The organism is Pseudoclavibacter sp. RFBJ3 (assembly GCF_002931375.1).
Classification (GTDB): domain Bacteria; phylum Actinomycetota; class Actinomycetes; order Actinomycetales; family Microbacteriaceae; genus Pseudoclavibacter.
Genome location: NZ_PSXZ01000018.1, coordinates 14,432 through 34,136, shown reverse-complemented (window position 1 = coordinate 34,136; position 19,705 = coordinate 14,432). Strand labels below are relative to the sequence as shown.

The following is a 19,705-nucleotide window of genomic DNA, read 5'->3' as shown; positions in this document are numbered from 1 at the left end:
ACTCTGCCAATACTCGCCTGAACTCAACGTGGAGGTCTCATGCCGCATCCGCTCCCCGACGTCTCGAACACCCCGATCTCGGACCTCGTCTCGCTCAGAGGACGGCGCGCCGTCGTGACCGGAGGCGCCCAGGGCCTGGGGCGGGCCATCTGCGAACGACTCGCCGAAGCCGGTGCAGATCTGCTCATCGTCGACCTCGACGCGACTCGCGCGACAGCCGCAGCTGACGAGATCGCCGCCAAGCACGGCAACCGCGCCATAGGCGCCGCCGCAGACGTGAGCGTCGCCGACTCCGTCTCCGCCGCAGCCGCCCGCGCCGCCGCTGAGCTCGGAGGAATCGACATCTGGGTCAACAACGCGGGCATCTTCCCGAACGCCCCCGTCCTCGACATGCCGGTCGAGATGTGGGACCAGGTCTTCGCGGTGAACGCCCGAGGCACCTTCCTCGGCTCCCGCGAGGCGGCGAAGCACATGAGCGGGAACACCTCCGGCGGCGTGATCGTCAACGTCATCTCGACAGCGGGGTTCACGGTCGGATTCCCCGGCATGGCCGCCTACGCAAGTTCGAAGCACGCGGCACGCGGACTCACGAAGTCGCTCGCGCTCGATCTCGCTCCCATGGGGATCCGCGTCCTCGGGGTCGCCCCGAGCTACGTGCCGACCGAGGGCAACATCGCCGCTGCCGCCGCCGGCATGGAGGCCGCGAAGGCCGCCGGCGTAGAACTGCCCGAGCTCGACGTCATGAACCACAGCTTGATCGGCCGCACCGGCACTCCGGATGACATCGCGCGCGTCGTGCTGTTCGCCGCCAGTGATCTGTCGATGATCATGACCGGCAGCACGCTCCTCGCCGACGCCGGGGAGACGATCTGATGTCGGCGCAGCACCAGGGGCGCCTGCACGGCAAGGTCGTCATGATGACGGGCGTCAGCAAGGGGCTCGGCAAGCAGAACGCGATCGAGCTGGCGAAGGCCGGAGCGAAGCTCTCGATCTCAGCACGGAGCGAGGCCGCACTGCGCGAGACCGTGGCGCTCTGCGAAGCCGAAGGGGCAGAGGTTCTCGGCGTGGTCTGCGACGTGACCGACGTGGAGCACCTCGAGCGCTACGTCGCGCGAACCGTCGAGCGCTTCGGCCGCATCGACGTGCTGGTCAACAACGCCAACTTCGAAGCTGAGCTCACACCGTTCCTGGAGCAGGACGTCTCGTCGCTCCGCACCGCGTTCGAGGTCGGCGTGGTCGCCGTGTGGCGCCTCATGCAGCTCTGCCATCCGCACATGTCCAGGACGGAGGGGACAGCTTCCATCATCAATCTGGTCTCCGGCGTGTACGAGACCGGGATGGAGGGCTACGCGTCCTACGTTCCCGACAAAGCGGCGATCCGCGGCCTCTCCATGGTGGCGGCCCGAGAGCTCGGGGCGAGTGGCATCCGCGTGAACACACTCGCTCCGGTTGCACTCACTGACACGATCCTGCACGGCCTCGCGCCCGAGTACTCGGAGTTCGTGAAGCAGCAGATGTCCGTGAACCCGCTTGGCAGGTTCGGCGACCCAGCGACGGACATCGCCCCGGTCCTGATCTTCCTCGCCAGCGACGACAGCCGCTGGATCACCGGCCAGAACTTCAACGCCGACGGCGGAGCCGTCATCCAAGCCTGAGTCCGTCACCCCCGCTTCCTCGAGCAGTCGAGGGAGCGGGGTTCTTCCGGCCCAGCTGTGAATCGTTTCACCTTCCGATCGCCCCACTCGAATCCTGCCGAGCGCAGGGAGAGGAACACTCCGTGACCCAACCAAGACGAGGCCGAAGGCGGCGCACCGTCGCCATCGCCACGGCAGCGAGCCTGTCCGTCCTCCTCAGCCCACTGCTCGCCACTCCGGCGACGGCCGACCCGACACCTCCAACGGCCGCGGTTCCCGTCATCGACACCGCGGCCTTCGCTGACCCGCCCTCAGCCGTTCGCCCGATGTTCCGGTGGTGGATGCCATTGGCCTACACGGAGGACAGCGTGCTGCGCGAGCAGCTCGACCAGATCGCTGCCTCCGGCGCCGGGGGTGTCGAGGTCGCTCCCTTCATCGTCGCTGGCGAAGGCAACCAGAGCAACGCGTTCCTGGCCGAGTACGGCTGGGGCACCCCCGCGTGGGCACACAAGATGGAGGTCATCACCGAGAAGGCCGCCGAGCTGGGCCTCATCGTCGACCAGAACCTCGGGCCGCACTACCCGCCGACCGTGCCGACGCTGAACAGCTTCAACCAGCCGGAGGCGGAGCAGCAGCTCATCTTCGGCTGGTCAGCTCACGCAGCAGGCGAGACCGTCACCGGCGCCCTCCCCGCGCCCCTGACAGCACCGCCCTCGGTCGCGACGAAGCTCACCGAGGGAGCGACCGCAGGCCAGACGGACCTGACCGTCGCGAGCCTCGGCGGCTTCGCGATCGGCGACGTCGTGACACTCGGGGCAGAGGGAACGTCCGAGACCGTCACCGTCACTGCCGTCGGCGACCGCCTCGGCGCAACCGGAACACTCACCGTGACGCCGATCTCCGGCGATCACGCTGTCGACGCGCCCCTCGTGAACATCGCGGAGACCACGCGCCTCCGCACCGTGATCGCACAGTGCGAAGCCGAATGCGCCCCCGGCAGCGAAGGGCCCGCCGCACTCGTGCCGGGATCGATCGTCAACGTGACCGACAAGGTCGTCGATGGCCAGCTCGACTACACGTTCCCAGCCGACGGCGCACGCTGGGTGATCATCGACTTCCAGCAGACCGCATCCGGTCTGGTCGGACAGCGCGGAGGCTACACGGCGACACAGCCGAACTACGTGGTGGATCACCTCGGCAGGGGCGGCGTCGACATCCAGGCCGACTTCTGGGACGAGAACATCCTCACCGACGCCGTGAAGGCGAACCTCGACAAGGTCGGAGGCGGCGCCATCTTCGAGGACTCCCTCGAGCTCGGCGAGTCGCAGAAGTGGACCTGGAGCTTCCTCGACCAGTTCGAGGAGCGCCGCGGCTACGACGCCACGGAGGTGCTGCCCGCACTCGCAGGTATCGGCATCCAGGGCTCGCACGAGGCGGCATTCGAGATCGGGGAGGTCGGCGAGAAGGCCCGTGAGGACTACCGCGAGACCGTCAGCGACCTGTTCGTCGACGAGTACGTGGCCCCCATGCAGTCCTGGGCCCAGACGCATGGCCTCGACTTCCGAGTCCAGGCGTACGGCCTGCCCACCTCCACGTCGCACGCGTCCTCCGCATCAGGCATCCCCGAGGGCGAGTCGCTGAACTTCGGCAGCCCGAACCCGCTCGGCGCCGAGCAGAACTACCGCGTCGTCAGCGGCGGCGCCCACCTCGCCGGCAAGGACACCGTCTCGGTCGAGTGCTGCGCCGTGTTCTTCGGCGGCTACCGCTCCGGCATGGCCGGCCCGAACATCGGTGGTCAGTTCTCCGACAGCGGCGAGGGCTCGGTGCTCGGCGGCAAGTACTCGCAGGGTCTCCTCGACAGCGTCTACAAGAGCTACGCGGGTGGTGTGAATCAGCTGGTCTGGCACGGCTTCGCCTACCCGGATGCACCTGCAGGTGTGGGCACAGCGGGCCGCGATGGCGGCACCTGGCCCGGCTACCAGCCGTGGGACATCTTCGGCGCGCTCAACGTGAACGACGTCTTCGGACCCCGCCAGGCCAACTGGGAGGACATGACGGGGGTCAACGACGCCCTCGCCCGCACGCAGTACGTGCTGCGCGAAGGCCAGGCGAAGCTCGACCTCGGTGTCTACTACGAGGACCTGGGCCTCAAGGGCTCGTCGGTGAGCGGACAGCAGGCAGAGCAGCACATGCTCGGCACCGACTCCGCGACCTCATCCGCCGGGTACACCTACGACTACTTCGCGCCCCAGTTCCTCGCGGAAGAGGGACTGGCACCGGATGCGGACGGCGGCCTGTTCGGCGACCGTTCCGGCTACAAGGCGGTTGTCCTCAACGAGCAGCGCACGATCTCCCTCGCCGGGGCACGCTCGCTGCGTGACCTCGCGAAGCAGGGGCTCCGCGTGTATGTCGTCGGCCAGGCGCCGAGCGAGCTGACGGGCGCTGAGCCGGGAGCTGAGGAACTGGCCACAGTTGTCGCAGACCTCCTCGCGCAGCCGAGCGTCACGCAGCTCGGCACCGAGGCGGAGCTGCCCTCTGCGCTCAGCGGCGACTCGATCGCGCCCGCCGTGTCCCCGAGCGACCAGGGCTCAGCACTCGGCTTCGTCCGTCGCGCGGCAGAAGGCGTCACGTACGACTTCGTGTACAACCGGTCCGGCGAGGCTGTCCAGCAGTCGCTGACCCTCGCGGGCACCGGCCGCCCCTACCAGCTCGACCCCTGGTCTGGAGAGGTGACTCCGATCGGCGAGTTCACGCAGGCTGGTGACAGCGTCACGGTCTCCGTCGACGTCGCCGCTCACGACACGGCGATCTTCGCCCTCGTCGACGACGACGGATCCGCCGTGCACGCGGTGTCGAGCGATGCTGATGTGCTGGCACCGGCAGTCGACGGCAGCATTTCGGTGCGCGCGACCGGTAACGGCACGTTCAGGACGGAGTTCAGCGACGGCTCGTCGACGACGACCGACGTGACCGGTCTGGCGGCTCCGCAGGGCCTGAGCACCTGGTCGCTCGCCGCCCAGACGTGGGGCCCGGCGCCCGATGCGACGGGAATGACCGCATCCAAGACCGTGAAGGTCGACCAGCCAGCCATCGACATCACGGCAGACGCCGACGGGAAGCTGCCGTCGTGGCGAGAGGTGACCGGCGAGGTCGACCTGAGCAACGCATCCGGGCTCGGCACGTACTCGACGACGGTCACGCTTCCGGAGGCCTGGACGGAATCGGATGGAGCCTACCTCAGCCTCGGTGACGTGCTCGATACGGCCCAGGTCTGGGTGAACGGCGTGCAGGTCGTCGTGAACCAGGCCGACCGAGCACGCATCGACCTCGGCCACCACCTGGAGCCGGGCGAGAACCGCATCGAGGTTCGGGTTGCCACGACGATGTTCAATGCAGTCAAGGCGACCGGCGACTCGAACTACCAGACCGCGGAGCAGCAGCGGACCGGCCTCATGGGCCCGGTCACGTTGACGCCGTACCGCGACACGGTCGCGTTCGAGGCACCGACGGCGACGGCCACCCCGCAGCCGACCGGCGAGCCGCAGCCGACGTCGACTGACGGCACCGGGACCACGGCGCCGACCTCGGCACCGGGCAACGGTGGCAACGGTTCGAGCAACGGCGACTCGGATGCTGGTGGCCAGGACGGCGACCTCGCCACGACGGGCGTCGACGGCAGCCTCGCGGGCCTCCTCGCGCTCCTCGGGGTCGTGCTGGCCGGCACCGGAGCCGCGTTCCTCATCAGGAAGCGCCGCGGACGCGTGACGAGCGAGTAGTTCGGCTCAGAATGCGGCCCCTGCTTCCACGATCGTGTGGATGCAGGGGCCGCTTTCGTTGCACGAGCCCGACGATTCTTGGCGCGGTTCCTGCCTTACAGCGGCTCGCTCACGTACGACTGCAGCTGCACGCGGAACGCGGCGACCGCATCCACTTCGGGCGCCAGGAGCCACTGCTGCGTCAGCCCGGCCCTGAGGCCGGCGATCTGGACGGCCGCGAGCTCGACGGGAACGCCAGCGCGAGCGTAGAGCCCCTTCTCCTGCAGATCCGTGAGCGCGTCGAACGCCGTCGACCGCAGGAACTCGTACCACCGCGCGATCGAGGCGTGCGCTGGATGCGTCGGGGCCAACGCCTCCGCGGACACGATGCTGAACATCAGGACCCCGTCCGGCTTCGCGACGTCGCGTTCCGCGAGCGCCAGGAGTCCGCGCAGGTAGGAGAGCCCGGTGGAGAAGTCGAGGCCGACCTCCGCGGCGGCGCGCTGGCCACGACGCTCGAGGAGCGTCTCGAGCAGCACCGCCTTGTCGGGGAAGTGGTGGAGCACTCCTGTGTGGGACATGCCAGCCTCGACGGCGATCTCGCGGATCGACGCCGCGTTGAAACCCTTGACCGTGAAGACCCGCGTGGCCGCATCCAGAATCTGGTCTCGTCTCGGATGCGGGGTGACGTCCCTCTGCGAGAACCGCGGGACGGGATCGGCGGCTGCTCCTGAGGACATGGCGACCATTCTCCCTTGCCGAGATCGTCTAACACGTGTTAGGTTCGCGACTGAATCGATTCAACTCCCCGAATCCGGTCTCACTCGCGCCCTCGGACCCCACGAGCTGGCGCGGCAGTTCACACCCCGTCGTTGGCAAAGATGCCAGAGAGGTCACAAGATGAACGATCCACGAAGACGAGGGCGACGAGCCGTTGCGCTCGGCGCAGCCCTCACCGTCGCCTGCACGCTCGCCGTTGCCGGACCAGCCGTCGGCGACGAGCACACCACCACGACCAGCGCCATCGACCCCACCGAGTTCGCAGAGCCAGGCGTCGACTTCCGCCCAGGCGTGCGCTGGTGGTGGCCCGGCAACGCGGCCAGCCAGGAGGACCTGCTCGCGCAGGTCGACTACCTGCACGAGAACGGCTTCGGCGCCGTCGAGATCGTGGCCTTCTCGAAGGGGTTCCTGACCGAGGAGGGCATCGCGGGCAACGGCGGCAACGGCGGCTCGATCTACGACGCCGCCCCGGGCTACGACACGGAGGCCGTGCTCGGCTACGAGTCACCCGAGTACTTCGCGAAGCTCGACGCGGTCATCGCCCGCGCCAACGAGCTCGGCATCACCGTCGACCTCAACATCGGCAGCGGCTACCTCGCAAGCGACGACTCCATCGACCTCGAGGACAGCCAGAACACGATGGCGCTGGGCCGGGCCACCGTTCGGGTGGATGCGGCCGGCGCGCTCACCCTCGTGTCCGGTGACGTCCCGGTGCCGACCGGCACGGGCAAGCTCTCGCTCGGCATCCCCAAGGCAGAGGTCAGCCCGTTCTTCGCCTCGGAGAAGTTCGGCTTCGACTTCGGCGAGTGGAAACCGGAGAACGCGCACCTGAACTCCGTCATGCTCGCCCCGATCACGGGCCAGGGCGCTGACCTGACGACGGCCAACCAGACCCTCACGTCCGACTTCAGCTCGGTCAAGACCTACGAGCAGCAATCGGTGCTCGACCTCGATGCCGCACAGCTCTCGTACCCGAGCGACGGGCAGACGACCTTCGGCGTCGACACCTCGACCCTCGCGGCGGGCGACTACGAGATCGTCGCGCTCTACAGCGCCACGACGGGCGCGTACGGCTTCAACTCGATCATCGAGAACACGACGACGGACAAGCGCAACTACGTCGTCGATCACCTCAACCCGGTCGCGATCACGAAGCTCGTCAACGGCTGGCTCGGCGAAGCCGCGCTGAACGACATCGTCGAGTCGCGCGACATCCGCGCCGCCTTCAACGACAGCTACGAGTTCTACACCGACCGCCACTACAACGACCTCATCCAGGCCGCCGCGGAGTCGCAGGAGCTGCTCGGCTACGACATCACGCCCTACCTCCCCTCCCTCTACTCCATCTACCAGGACTCGTTCCTCATCGACGGAACCCCCACGGTCAAGCCGGAGTACGCAGCTCTCGGACTGCAGACACCGGAGGTCAGCCGCTTCGGCGGCGGCAGCGGGATGCCGCTGCTCGCCAGCAACCTCAGCGAAGAGGAGTCGCAGCGCATCGTGCACGACTACGGCGTGCTCCTCAACGACTCGTTCCTCCAGGGCCTCGAGGCGTTCTCGAGCACCCTCGGCGAGTACGGCATCGACTACCGCCAGCAGGCCTACAACCCACCCATCGACACCCTGAAGTCGTCGCAGTACGTCGACATCCCCGAGACCGAGGGCCTCGACGAATACCAGCTGAAGCGCGTCGCATCCGGAGCGCACCTCTACGGCAAGAACCTCGTCACCTCGGAGGTCTTCACGCTGGGCTCGGTGCCGTTCCAGATCACGCCGGAGTTCATGAAGCAGGGCTACGACCTCATGGCCACGAGCGGTGTGAACAACTTCTTCTACCACGGGCTCAGCGCCACCTACAGCGGCAACGACGACCCCGCCTTCACGTCCGACGACAACCTCTTCGCCGAGGAGGGCTGGCGCGCCTGGCCCACGATCGGCGTCGAGATGGCCGACACGGCTGGCATCGCCGACTACTACGCGTCGATGAACGACTACGCGTCGCGCGCCAACTACGTCATGCAGTCGGGCACGAACAGCAGCGACGTGGCGATCTACATGCCGCTCTTCGGGGCGCTGGCGAGCGGCGGCGGCTTCGGCGGCGGCTCCACGCCGCTCGCATCCGTCACCACGGCCCAGGCAAACGGGTGGGCATGGGATGCCATCAACGACGACACCATCCAGACGGGCCTGAGCTGGGACGGCTCGCAGCTCGTCGCGAACGGCGGCAACGCATCCTTCGACGCCATGCTCGTCGAGAGCGGCACCGTGCCCCTCGAGACGATGCAGGCGCTGCAGAAGCTCAAGGATGCGGGCGCACCGATCGTCTTCGTCGATGCGGCTCCCGCCGCGCAGCCCGGCTATGCGGGCGGCGAGTACGCGGCGCTGGATGCTCAGGTGAGCGAGATCGCCGCTGCCATGGGCGGTGCCGTCGAGGCAGCCGCCGTCCCCGCGACACTCGCGGCCTCGGTCGACGCGCCCATCTCCTACGAGGAGAACGCGGACCTCCGCTTCGGGCGCCGCACACTCTCGACCGGAGGCGAGCTCGCGTACGTGCGCAACACCTCCGCGGAGGCGGCAACGGGTGTCAGCCTGACGGTCGCCGACGGCCTCGACTCCTGCTGGTGGCTCGACCCCGAGACGGGCGAGATCTTCGACGCGGAGGTCGACGGCAACGTCGTCTCGGCGACGCTCGACGCGAGCGGAGCGGTTGTCCTGCTCTGCGAGCCAGCCGGCACCGGCATCGCCGATTCCGCCGTCTCCGATGGGACCCCCTCGTCGATCGACACGACCGAGCGCGGTGTCGGACACCAGCTCGGTGCCTTCTCACTCGAGGTCTCGGCCGACAACATCGGCACGAACGCCCCAGGTGAGGCGAGCACGTCCGAGTACACGGGCGAGGTCCTCGGCGACTGGAGCGCCGACGGCTTCCTCGGCAACGAGCTGCGGTACGTCACCGACTCGGGCACCTACCGCACCTCCGTAGAGATTCCGGATGCGGCCGACCTGCTCGAAGGCGGCGCGGTGCTGAACCTCGGCACCGTGAACAACGCCGCGACAGTGCGGGTGAACCCCGGCACCGAGCACGAGTTCGAGACGCAGCTGTACGCCGCGCCGTACGAGGTCGACATCGCGCCGGCGCTCGTGAACGGCTCCAACGTCATCGAGATCGACGTGCAGCCCGTGCAGAGCAACCGCCGCGAGGGCCTCAAGGAGCTCTACAACAGCAACCCGGTCGCCAACGTGAAGTACCAGGCGTACAACAGCGTGCACGGCGGGTCCGGCCTCATCCCGGCCGGCCTCGTCGGCCCGGTCACGCTGGACAGCGCCGTCGAGAGCATCGCCGAGCCGAACCCCACGGGCACCGCGGAGCCCACGCCGCAGCCGACCTCCACGGACGGTACCGGGACCACGGCGCCGACCACGAGCCCCGGCAACGGCGGCGGGAACGGGTCCGGGAACGGCGACTCCGACGCCGGCGGCCAGGACGGCGACCTCGCCACGACGGGTGTCGACGGCAGCATCGCCGGCTTCCTTGCTCTCCTCGGGGCCGTGCTCGCGGGCACCGGAGCGGTGTTCCTCATCAAGAAGCGCCGCGGACGCGTGACGAGCGAGTAGCCGCCGCAACGAGAAAGCGGCCTCCCTCCTCGGTTCGAGGAGGGAGGCCGCTTTCTCTGCTCTTACTGGACGGACCAGCCGCCGTCGGAGGCCAGGACGGCCCCATTGATGTTGACGCCGTCGTCCGACAACAGGAAGGTGATGGACGCCGCGAGCTGCTCCGCAGTCGCGATGGTCGGGATCATCGCCTGGAACGGCTGCAGGCGCGCCGAGCCCTGCTCCGACATGTTCGGCGGCATGGGGATGCCGGTCGCGACGCCGCCCGGTGCGACGGCGTTCACTCGGATGCCCTGAGGCCCGTACATAAAGGCCGAGGACTTCGTGAGCCCGATGATGCCATGCTTGGAGACGGTGTAGGCGTTGCCTGAGCTGTTGCCGCGCAGCGCGGCCTCGCTGGCGACGTTGACCACCGATCCGGCGCCGGATTCGAGCATCGTCGGGAGCACGGCCCGCAGCACCTTGAACGCACCGGTCAGGTTGATGGCCAGGACTCGGTCCCACACTGCATCGCTCGTCTCGTGCGCCGGCGAGAAGTCGTCGTTGATGCCGGCGACGTTGGCGAGCGCATCGATGCGACCGTCGGCAGCCGCCACGATCGCGTCGACGTCCGCCTGCACCGTGATGTCTGCTCGGACGGCCACGATGTCGGCGCCTGCATGGCTCGCGACGAGCTCATCGAGGCGCTCCTGCGAGACGTCGACGGCGACGACGCGTGCCCCCTCCCTGGCGACACGGGAGGCGGTTGCTCGGCCGATACCGGAAGCTGCGCCGGTGACGACGACCGTCTTCCCGGCGAAGCGACCCGCGAACACGAGCTCGCCCTGCGGACCGGCACCGGGCCCCGGAGCGACGCCGCCGTTGGCGGCGAGGACGAGGTCATCCACGACGGACTGCGGCATCTGTCCGCCGCTGGCCGCGACGAGCTGCTGCAGCGGGAGGCTGCGCATCGGGGCGAGCATCGCCGGGTCCGTGCCCGACTGCTCGAGGAGTGATCGGATGAGCGGACCACCAGCCGGGTGGTCGAGCCACTGGCCGATGCTGGACTGTGCGGTGATGGGCGTTTCGCGGGTCATGTGTGCTGCTGCTTTCTCTCGGTGGACCGACGTCAGCTCATTTCTGAGAGCGTCGTCGTCGTTGGGGGCGGATCGGAGGACGGGCGTCACGCGGTGACCGGCGCCCGCCGACGCTGTTCCCTGATCGGCGAGATGGTGAGCGTCGCGGCGGCGACGAGAATGGCAGCGGCCACCCACACCATCGCGTACCCGCCGGTGATGGCGACCATCACCGCGGCGAGCGCCGGAGCCATGGACTGTCCGAGGTTGGTGGCGACGATCGCCAGGCCGAGGTCTCGGCCAGCTCGCTCGGGGTCTGGGAGCACGTCGATGAACATCGCATTGTCGACGGGGAGGTAGATGCCGAACGCGAGTCCCGTGAGAATCGTCTGCACGAAGAGGCCAGGCAATGTGGGCGAGATGAGCGGCACCGTCATCGAGACCGCCATGAGCAGGGATGCGGCGATGATGAAGGGCTTGCGCCGCCCGACGCGGTCAGACCAGCGGCCCGACACCGTCACCGCGATCAGCGTCGCCGGCAGCGACGCCATGGAGAGGAGCGGCGCCGTCGCGGACGCCTGCTCAGCACTCAAGGCGGGGCTGATGTAGCTCTGCAGCATGTAGAGGGACAGAACCGTCGAGGTGCTGTAGCCGAAGAAGAAGAGTGCGCGTGAGATCCAGAGCCAACGGAAGTCCCGCGCCTTGAGTGCGCTGGCGTATCCCCTGATGAACTCTCCCCAGCGGAACGGCTGCCGCTGCATCTCAACGGAGGACTCGTCGCGGTTCCGCACGACGAACAGGACGACGGCGAGCGCGAAGAGCAGCGCCAGCACGAAGTAGAAGTCGAGGCCGATCATCCCGAACATCGCTCCCGCCCCGATACCTCCGAGGAGACCGCCGACGATGGCGCCGAGACTCGTGTAGGAGGTCACACGGCCGCGGCGCTCACGCGGCACACGGTCGGCGACCGTCGCCTGCAGCGGGGTGCTGACGACGTTGATCACCAGTTCGGTGAAGGTCCAGAGCACGACCAGCACGGCGATGGACGGAGCGTACCTGACGGCGACGAGCAGCAGCGCGCCGAGGAGACCTGCGTAGAGGATCCAGGGGGCTCGACGTCCCAGCCGAGAGCGTGTCCGGTCAGAGAACACCCCGATGACGGGCTGCAGCAGCATCACGACGATGGCGCTGACTGTCGTGACCACGGCGAGGCTCGCCGCGCGTGCGGTCTCGAAGTCGGTGAGGATCGCGAGCTGCCGTGTCTCGTCAGTCGTCGGCTGGACCTCGCCAGCTGCGACGGCTCGGCTGAGCTCGGTCAGCGCCGTCAGGTCGACACCTGCATCCGGCCCCGTGAACAGCCTGCCGAATTCCAGCAGCTGAACCTGGTTCGGCATGAGGATGCCATTGACCGAGGCCCAGATCGCGGAGATCATGAGCGCGACGAGCAGGTACCAGCGGATGTACCGGCTCGTGGGCTTCTTCTCCTCGTAGTGCACTGCGACGGAGGTCGTCCAGCGTCCTGCCTCCTCAGAAGCCTTCATCGTTGAAGCGTCCTCAGACATGGGCCTTCTTTCGGTCTCAGCGTGAAGCGAGTGGGGCTTGAACCCCGTTCGACGACAGTTCTGTCAATCGGTTGTACCTTCGGTCCCAGCAGGAAAACCGCGGGTGTGAGGTCCGGCGTTCCGGGGGATCATTCTCGGATGCGCCGTTGCATGATGGACCAATCAAAACACTTTGCTGAACTTTTGGCAATCGGTTGTCACGGCGTTCTCAGCTTCGTTCGCGTGAGAACGCGGGCACCACCGTGAGCCGGCGGGGCAGCTAGACGGTAGCCGCCAGGTCGACAGCCTGCGCTCGGAGTCTGCGCTCGATGGCATCCATGGTGCGCGTGACCTGCACGGTGGCCTCCGGCCCATGCCGGGGATGCACCACTGCGCCGTCCGAGATCATGCTCTCCACCTCGCGGAGCATGGGCTGGTAGCCGTTTCCCACGCGCGGGAAGTCCACGACCTCGGGCGTCACGAAGATCCGCTCGGCAGAACCCGCGTGGATTCGGGCCCTCGTGCCGGCCCAGAACATCGCCTCGAACTCGACCCACCCCCGATCTCCGCTCACCGCCGCCGACAGGTCCAGGAACTCCGTGCCCGACCATGCCAGCTGAGCGTGAGAGCTCGCCCCGAAGCGCAGCACGGCCGAACCACGGACGTCGACACCGTCAAGCAGCGTCCCCTCTGCGTAGACGACATCTCCCTCGCCCAGCAGCCAGTGCGCGAGGGTTACGGTGTAAATGCCGCGATCCCGCAGGGCACTTCCAGCCTGGGCGGGACTGGTGCGCCCGCCACGTGCATGGAAAGGAGTGCCGAAGCTCGCCCTGACGGCGCTCAGATCGCCGAGCAGCCCCGCAGCCACGCGTCGCTCGATCTCCGCGTGCAGCGGATTGAACTTCATCCACATCGCCTCCATCGCGAACAGACCGGCCGCCGCAGCGACGTCGAAGATCTCCTGCGCCTCCGCGGCCGACATGGCGATCGGCTTCTCGACAAGCACGTGCTTGCCGGCATTCAACGCACGCACGGCGATGTCGCGGTGTGTCCCCGACGGAGTAGCGATGTAGACGACGTCGACGTCGACGCGCCCGAGCAGCTCAGCAAGATCGGTTGTCCACGACTCGATCCCGAACTCGGTGGCGAACGCCCCAGCACGCTCCTCGGATCGCCCCCAAACAGCCGAGATCGAGCCGGTCGACGCTGCGCGCAGGTCGGCGATGACCCGCCGGGAGATGTCGCCCGTGCCGATGACCGCCCAGCGCGGACCCGAGCCGCTCATGCCGCGGACCACGGACCGGGCCGAGCTTCTGCCGTGCTCTCCCGAACGATGAGCTTCGTGGCGAGGGGTTCGTCAGCATCCGCATCACCCTCGTCGTCGATCTGCCTGAGGACCTTCTCGACCGCGAGCTGCCCCGCGAGCACCAGCTGGGCGCGAACCGTCGTGAGCGCCGGGACGATGAGCTCGCTGCCGAAGATGTCATCGAAGCCAGCCACGCTGAGGCAGTCCGGCACACTGACGCCTACTGCAGCAGCGGATTGGATGACGCCGATCGCCATCAGGTCGTTGAAGGCGATGACCGCGGTCGGGCGCGCTGCGATCACGCGACGCCAGGCGGCACGGCCGCCCTCGATCGTCGGGGCATTCGGCCCGATCTCGACCAGCCCGACGTCGAGTCGTTCCGCGACATCGAGGAGGATCTCCCACCTGCGGCGGCTGATCCAGGAGTTCTCCGGGCCGGAGAGGTACGTGATCGTGCGGTGGCCGCGACCCACGAGATGCTCGAGGAGGTCGGTGACACCTGCCTCGATCTCGGGCAGCACGCTCGCGACGCCGTCGATATCACGGTTGATGGCGACGAGGGGCTTGCGCACAGCGATCTCGGAGATCCGCTCGTCGTCGAGGCGGGTGGTCGCCAGCACGAGCCCGTCAACGCTCGGCAGCACGCGGGAGATGGCCTCGGCCTCGTTCGCCCCCGACTCCTGGGACTCGGTGATGATGAGCGTGTAGCCAGCAGCCGAAGCCGCCTGCTCGGCCCCGCGCACGATGCCGAAGAACATGGGGTTCGTGATGTCCGCGACGACAAGCGCCAGCGTATGCGTTCGCCCTGTCGGCAGGGCACGAGCCATGGGGTTGAATCGGAACTCGAGTCGCTCCGCCGCGGCGCGGATGCGTTTCTCCGTCTTTGCGCTGATGCGTCCCGGCTTGCTGAGCGCTCTCGAGACGGTCGACGGGTTCACCCCCGCCAGCTCGGCGATGTCGTAGATGGTCGCGATCCCGCCCCGCTTCTGCAGCCTCGCGACGAGCTCAGGTGGCAGCTCGTCCGGCAGCGCATCCTCCGCGTCGAGGGCACTCCTCAGCTCAGCTGGCATGCTGGGCGACTCGCTCGGCTGCCTCGTCGACGATCTCCTGGACGGTGCCGCTCACGTCGAGCGCGAACCCCGTCTCGTCCGAGTCGAGGGGCTCCAAGGTGTTCAGCTGCGTATCGAGCAGGCTCGCTGGCATGAAGTGCCCTTCTCTCAAGACCGCACGCCTCGCGAGGAGCTCCCGGCTGCCGACCAGGTGCACGAAGACCAGACCGGCTGCCCGCGCGCGCATGCGATCGCGGTAGACCCGGCGGAGCGCCGAGCATGCGACAACTATGCCACCTGCCCGACCCTCCGCCTCGATCCTCGCTGCCACGTCGTCCAGCCACGGCCAACGGTCTTCGTCTTCGAGCGGAATCCCCTCGGCCATCTTCTCGATGTTCGCAGCTGGATGCAGGTCATCCGCATCCACCCACCGAGTGCCGAGCCTCGCGGCCAGCCCCGACGCGACGGAGCTCTTCCCAGCAGCGGAGACGCCCATCACGACGATGCGCGGCCCCCCGCCGCCAGCCAGAGGGGAATCACCAGTCATGGACGGTTCCGTCATGCAGCCGATTGAAGGGGAGATACGCCTGCACGTAGGGGTACTTGCCGGCCTCGTCCACGTCGAGTTCGACGCCCAGCCCGGGAGCGTCGCCGGGGTGGAGCATGCCGTTCTCCCACGTGAAGCTCTGCTTGAAGACCTGGTCGGTCTTCGCGCCGTGCTTCATGTACTCCTGGATGCCGAAGTTGTGGATGGACAGGCCGAGATGCATCGCGGCGGCCATGCCGACCGGCGAGATGTCGGTCGGACCGTGCATGCCCGACTTGATCTGGTACTGGGAGGCGTAGTCGAGGACCTTCTTGAGGTGCGTGATGCCGCCCGTGTGCGTGACCGCGCTGCGCACGTAGTCGATGAGCTGCTCGCGGATGACCGTCTGGTAGTCCCAGACGGTGTTGAAGATCTCGCCGATGGCCAGTGGCGTGGTCGTGTGCTGCCGCACGAGGCGCAGCGCCTCCTGGTTCTCCGCCGGCGTCACGTCCTCGAGCCAGAAGAGGTCGTACGGCTCGAGCGACTTGCCGAGGCTCGCCGCCTGGATGGGGGTGAGCCGGTGGTGGGCGTCGTGCAGCAGCGGCAGCTCGGGGCCGAACTCGTTGCGGACCGCCTCGAAGACGGTCGGGACGTGGCGCAGGTAGCTGCGGGTGTCCCAGTCCTCCTGGTTGGGGAGCGCGCCGCGCTGCGCCGGTTCGTGGTCGTAGCGCACGCCCTTGTTGCTCTCGTAGGTGGCGTTCGAGGCGATCCCGTAGATGGATTTGAGGCCAGGAACTCCTGTCTGCACTCTGATCGCCCGGTATCCCTGCTCCTGATGCGAGCGAATGGAGTCGAACACCTCGTCGGTCGTCTTGCCGGACGCGTGCCCGTAGGCGAGGAGTCCCGTGCGCGAGGCGCCGCCGAGGAGCTGGTAGACGGGCATGCCCGCGGCCTTGCCCTTGATGTCCCACAGCGCCATGTCGACGGCGGCGATGGCGGCCATCGTCACCGGACCGCGCCGCCAGTACGCGCTCCGGTAAAGGAACTGCCAGGTGTCCTCGATGCGGTGCGCGTCGCTGCCGAGCAGCAGCGGCACGACGTGCTCGCTGAGGTAGGCGACCACGGCCAGCTCTCGGCCGTTGAGGGTCGCGTCGCCGATGCCCGTGAGCCCGTCGTCCGTCGTGAGCTTCAGCGTCACGAAGTTCCGGTCGGGACTCGTGACGATGACTTCTGCCTTCTCGATGATCATGATGCTTCCTGTTCCGTCGCGGTTGTCGCGGCTCAGTCGTCGCTGCTGGGCTTGCGTCCGTCGAGGCCCCGCCAGCGTCGGCGGAGCTCGTGGGCGGCTGCCTTCGGCTTGCGGTCTCGGGTGAAGACTCCCTTGCGGTTGCCGCCCACGCGGTGGAGTCCGTTGGTGGTCGCGAAGTCCGCGAAGTTCCAGACCTGCTCGCCGACGAACTCCGGGAGGCGGTCGAAGACCCGGTGGTACATCGCGAGGAACGAAGCCTGGTACTCCTCCGTCCACACCTGATCCCAGACGGAGTGGAGACCCTCCTGCGTGTCCGCGCCGTACTCGGACATCATGATCGGCTTGCCGGTGCGCTCGATCCAACCTCTGAGGTCGCCCTCGAGCATGAGCTCCGCGCTGGCGAGGTCCCCCGCTGTCACGTACCAGCCGTAGTACCGGTTGATGCTGACCACGTCGAAGAGGTCGATGATCTGGTCGTTGTTGAACGTCGCGAACATGACGAGCGAGTAGGTGATGGGACGTGTCGGGTCCATCTCTCGGACGAGGTTCACGAGCGGCTCGAAGTACTCGCGAGCGCCGTCCTCGTTCGAGGCTGGCTCGTTCGCGATCGACCACATGACCACCGAGGGGTGGTTCTTGTCGCGGGTGATGAGCTCTCGCAGGTGTTGCTCGTGCGCCGCCTGGGTCCGCTCGTTCGCGTACTGCTCGGAGAACGTCGGGAACGGGGGCGTTCCCGTCATGCCGCCGACGACGCCCATGTTCAGGCCAACGGCGGCCGTCTCGTCGATCACGAGGATGCCGTGGCGGTCGGCGAACTCGAGGACTTCCTCGGCGTACGGGTAGTGAGACGTGCGGAACGAGTTCGCGCCGGTCCACTCGAGGAGCTGGAAGTCATGCACGAGGTAGGCGTTGTCGTGCCCCTTGCCCCGCACCGTCGTGTCCTCGTGCTTGCCGAAGCCGGTGAAGTAGAACGGCTCTCCGTTGACGAGGAACTGGGCCCCGCGCACCTCGACCGTGCGCACGCCGACGGGGACCGGGTAGCTGTCGACGATCTCGCCGCCGTCGAGCGCCTCGACGGTGAGCTCGTAGAGGTAGGCGGCGCCCGGCTGCCAGAGCGTCACATCCTCCACAGACAGCACGCCAGTTGCGCCGTCGGCTGTAGCCACCACTGCTCCGGATGCGTCCGCGAGTCGCACACGCACCTCGAGTCCGTCGGCTGCGTCCACCCGGTAGTCGACGGCACCGACCTTGTCCTCGAACGTCGTGCGCACCGTGACGTCGCTGATGCTGCGGACGGGCACGCTGTGCAGCGACACCGAGCGCGCGAGGCCCGCGTAGTTGTAGAAGTCGTGGAAGTACGTCTGCTTGCGCTTCCCGTCGAACCCCACCTCGATCTTGCCAGGTGGGATGGTCTCGTTCGTGAGGTCGCCGCTGACGGCCACGGTCAGCCGGAAGGCGGAGCCGGCGGGCGCCAGGTCGGTGATGTCGATATCGAAGGGCGTGTATCCACCCACGTGCTTGCCCACGAGCTGGTCACCCACGTAGACGCGTGCGGCGTGCGTTGCAGCGTCGAAGCGCAACAGGACCCGCTCGTTCGCCCATCCGCGGGGCACCCGTACCTCGCGCTGGTAGTAGACCCAGCCGACGTGGTCGCGGATCTCAGGGTCGGTGAAGAGGTCGTTGTACGACGCGGGAACGGCCGCCTCGAGTGGCGTCTGCAGCGGACCCGACCATGGCTCGTCGCCGAGTCGCGTGTCGATGCCGAACTTCCAGACGCCGTCGAGGTTGACGAGCTCGCGGGTGGGTGTGGGCTTTGGCTTCAGCATGTGGGCCTCTCTGCGCTTCGTTGCGATGTGGTGTAGGTCGAGTCAATCAGAAATCTGGAAAGTTGGCAATCGGTTGCCTTTCTGGTCTAGCGCACACCCGTGACCCGAGTGGCGATGATGGCGCCGCCAGCAACCGCCAGCAGTGCCGACACCCCGTAGAGCACCGTGAAGTTCTCCTCCCCGCCTCCGACGAGCAGGAGCAGCGGCGCGAGCAATGGGGCGAGGACTCCGGGGATCTTCTGGGCGAAGAGCGTGATGGCCATGTACCGGCCAGCCTGCGAATCCCGGTCCGGCAGGACGTCAAGCACGAGGGCCTGACCCGCGGTCGAGAACAACGCGATGCCGAGCGAGCTGATGAGCATGCCGGCCAGTATCGAGGTGAAGTCGCCGGCGAAGGCGAGCACGAGACTCCCTGCGCCCAAGAGGAGCGAGCCCAGGAAGACGAACGGTCGGCGACGGGCCAGGCGGTCGCTCAGCCAGCCACCGCCCAGCGACCCGAACGTGGCCGTGATCATGCTCAACACCGAGACGAGCGCCATGACTCCGACCACGTCTGCCACCGCCAGGTCGAGACGCTGCGCGATGAAGTACACCGTGAAGCTCGTCGTCGCCGTCAGCCCCAGGAAGAACACGAACCTGCCGAGCCAGGCCCAGGCGAAGTCCGGTGCCGCGCGGGGGCTGAAGAGGAAGCTGCGCAGCACCATCCGCACGGTGAGGCGCTCCTCCTCCAGCGTCATCCCGCGAGTGTCCTGCTCCGGTGCGAAGACGACGAAGAGGCCGACCAAAACGAGTGCCACACCCGCGGGCACCAGGAACGCGAGGTCCGTTCGTCCGCTGAGCGGAGCGACGACCAGCATCCCCACGACCGGCGAGACCTGCATGGCCAACCCGGTGGCACCGGACACAGAGCCGCGCTGCTTGACCGGAAGCCGGTCGGCCTGCCAGTTGCCGATGGAGCCGGTCGCCGTCCCCCAGCCCGCAGCCGCGACCACCCAGCCGAGGGTGAGCACTCCGACGTTCGGCGCTGCGATCATGATCGCGACCGAGAGCAGCCCGAGGGCGAGACCTACGACCGTGAATGGCCTGCGCCGTCCGAAGCGCGTCCGGGTGCGGTCGCTCAGGATGCCCGAGAGCGGGGCGACGACCAGCGTCGTGGCAGAGCCGACTCCCAGGACGACGCCGAGCGCACCCACCTGCCCCGGGGCGAGCTGGTCGAGCCGAACCGCGAGCGTGTACGTCATGGGCACCAGCATCGCCATGCCCGCACCGAAGGTCGCAGCGACGACGAGCACGATCGCCCACCAGGGGACGGGGTCGCGATGAATCGCGATCCCGTCCTCCTGCGTGACATCGACCACGACGAGGACGCCGG

General features: G+C 67.9%; 13 protein-coding genes. 4 read left to right on the top strand and 9 right to left on the bottom strand.

The window, feature by feature from the left end:
- Positions 1 to 39: 39 nt before the first annotated feature.
- The 3 genes from C5E07_RS16880 (at position 40) to C5E07_RS16870 (ending at position 5,410) form a co-directional block, all read left to right on the top strand.
- Positions 40 to 873, top strand: a complete 834-nt coding sequence (locus tag C5E07_RS16880; protein ID WP_104300939.1) for an SDR family NAD(P)-dependent oxidoreductase — start codon at positions 40 to 42, stop codon at positions 871 to 873.
- Positions 873 to 1,655, top strand: a complete 783-nt coding sequence (locus C5E07_RS16875) for an SDR family NAD(P)-dependent oxidoreductase (protein WP_104300937.1) — start codon at positions 873 to 875, stop codon at positions 1,653 to 1,655. Before C5E07_RS16880 ends, C5E07_RS16875 begins: the two co-directional genes overlap by 1 nt.
- Positions 1,656 to 1,777: 122 nt before the next feature.
- Positions 1,778 to 5,410 (top strand): glycosyl hydrolase, encoded by a 3,633-nt coding sequence (locus tag C5E07_RS16870; RefSeq protein WP_104300935.1) that lies wholly within the window; start codon positions 1,778 to 1,780, stop codon positions 5,408 to 5,410.
- A 95-nt stretch (positions 5,411 to 5,505) separates the two neighbouring features.
- Here C5E07_RS16870 and C5E07_RS16865 read toward each other — a convergent pair whose 3' ends face one another.
- Complete coding sequence (locus C5E07_RS16865) at positions 5,506 to 6,129, bottom strand: TetR/AcrR family transcriptional regulator (RefSeq protein WP_181058133.1); 624 nt, start codon at positions 6,127 to 6,129, stop codon at positions 5,506 to 5,508.
- A 160-nt stretch (positions 6,130 to 6,289) separates the two neighbouring features.
- On the opposite strand from C5E07_RS16865, the gene C5E07_RS16860 reads away from it, so the two are divergent.
- Positions 6,290 to 9,784, top strand: a complete 3,495-nt coding sequence (locus C5E07_RS16860) for a glycosyl hydrolase (protein ID WP_104300930.1) — start codon at positions 6,290 to 6,292, stop codon at positions 9,782 to 9,784.
- Between the two features lie 62 nt (positions 9,785 to 9,846).
- On the opposite strand, the gene C5E07_RS16855 is transcribed toward C5E07_RS16860, so the two are convergent.
- The 8 genes from C5E07_RS16855 to C5E07_RS16820 form a co-directional block, all read right to left on the bottom strand.
- Entirely contained in the window at positions 9,847 to 10,857 is a 1,011-nt protein-coding gene (locus C5E07_RS16855) for an SDR family NAD(P)-dependent oxidoreductase (protein WP_104300965.1), read from the bottom strand.
- A gap of 86 nt (positions 10,858 to 10,943) precedes the next feature.
- A complete protein-coding gene (locus C5E07_RS16850; protein ID WP_181058131.1) occupies positions 10,944 to 12,377 on the bottom strand; it encodes an MFS transporter in 1,434 nt (477 codons plus the stop codon).
- 280 nt (positions 12,378 to 12,657) lie between these two features.
- Positions 12,658 to 13,662 (bottom strand): Gfo/Idh/MocA family protein, encoded by a 1,005-nt coding sequence (locus tag C5E07_RS16845; RefSeq protein ID WP_146080634.1) that lies wholly within the window; start codon positions 13,660 to 13,662, stop codon positions 12,658 to 12,660.
- The gene (locus tag C5E07_RS16840; protein ID WP_104300924.1) at positions 13,659 to 14,753 is read right to left on the bottom strand and encodes a LacI family DNA-binding transcriptional regulator; all 1,095 of its coding nucleotides are present in this window, start codon (positions 14,751 to 14,753) and stop codon (positions 13,659 to 13,661) included. The genes C5E07_RS16845 and C5E07_RS16840 overlap by 4 nt, the downstream gene beginning before the upstream one ends.
- Positions 14,743 to 15,279, bottom strand: coding sequence for a gluconokinase (locus C5E07_RS16835; protein ID WP_104300922.1), 537 nt, complete (start codon positions 15,277 to 15,279; stop codon positions 14,743 to 14,745). Before C5E07_RS16835 ends, C5E07_RS16840 begins: the two co-directional genes overlap by 11 nt.
- A complete protein-coding gene (gene manD / locus C5E07_RS16830) occupies positions 15,269 to 16,507 on the bottom strand; it encodes a D-mannonate dehydratase ManD (protein ID WP_104300919.1) in 1,239 nt (412 codons plus the stop codon). Before manD ends, C5E07_RS16835 begins: the two co-directional genes overlap by 11 nt.
- 32 nt (positions 16,508 to 16,539) lie before the next feature.
- Complete coding sequence (uidA, locus tag C5E07_RS16825; RefSeq protein WP_104300917.1) at positions 16,540 to 18,333, bottom strand: beta-glucuronidase; 1,794 nt, start codon at positions 18,331 to 18,333, stop codon at positions 16,540 to 16,542.
- Positions 18,334 to 18,419: 86 nt separating this feature from the next.
- Positions 18,420 to 19,691, bottom strand: a complete 1,272-nt coding sequence (locus C5E07_RS16820; protein ID WP_104300915.1) for an MFS transporter — start codon at positions 19,689 to 19,691, stop codon at positions 18,420 to 18,422.
- Between the last annotated feature and the right edge of the window lie 14 nt (positions 19,692 to 19,705).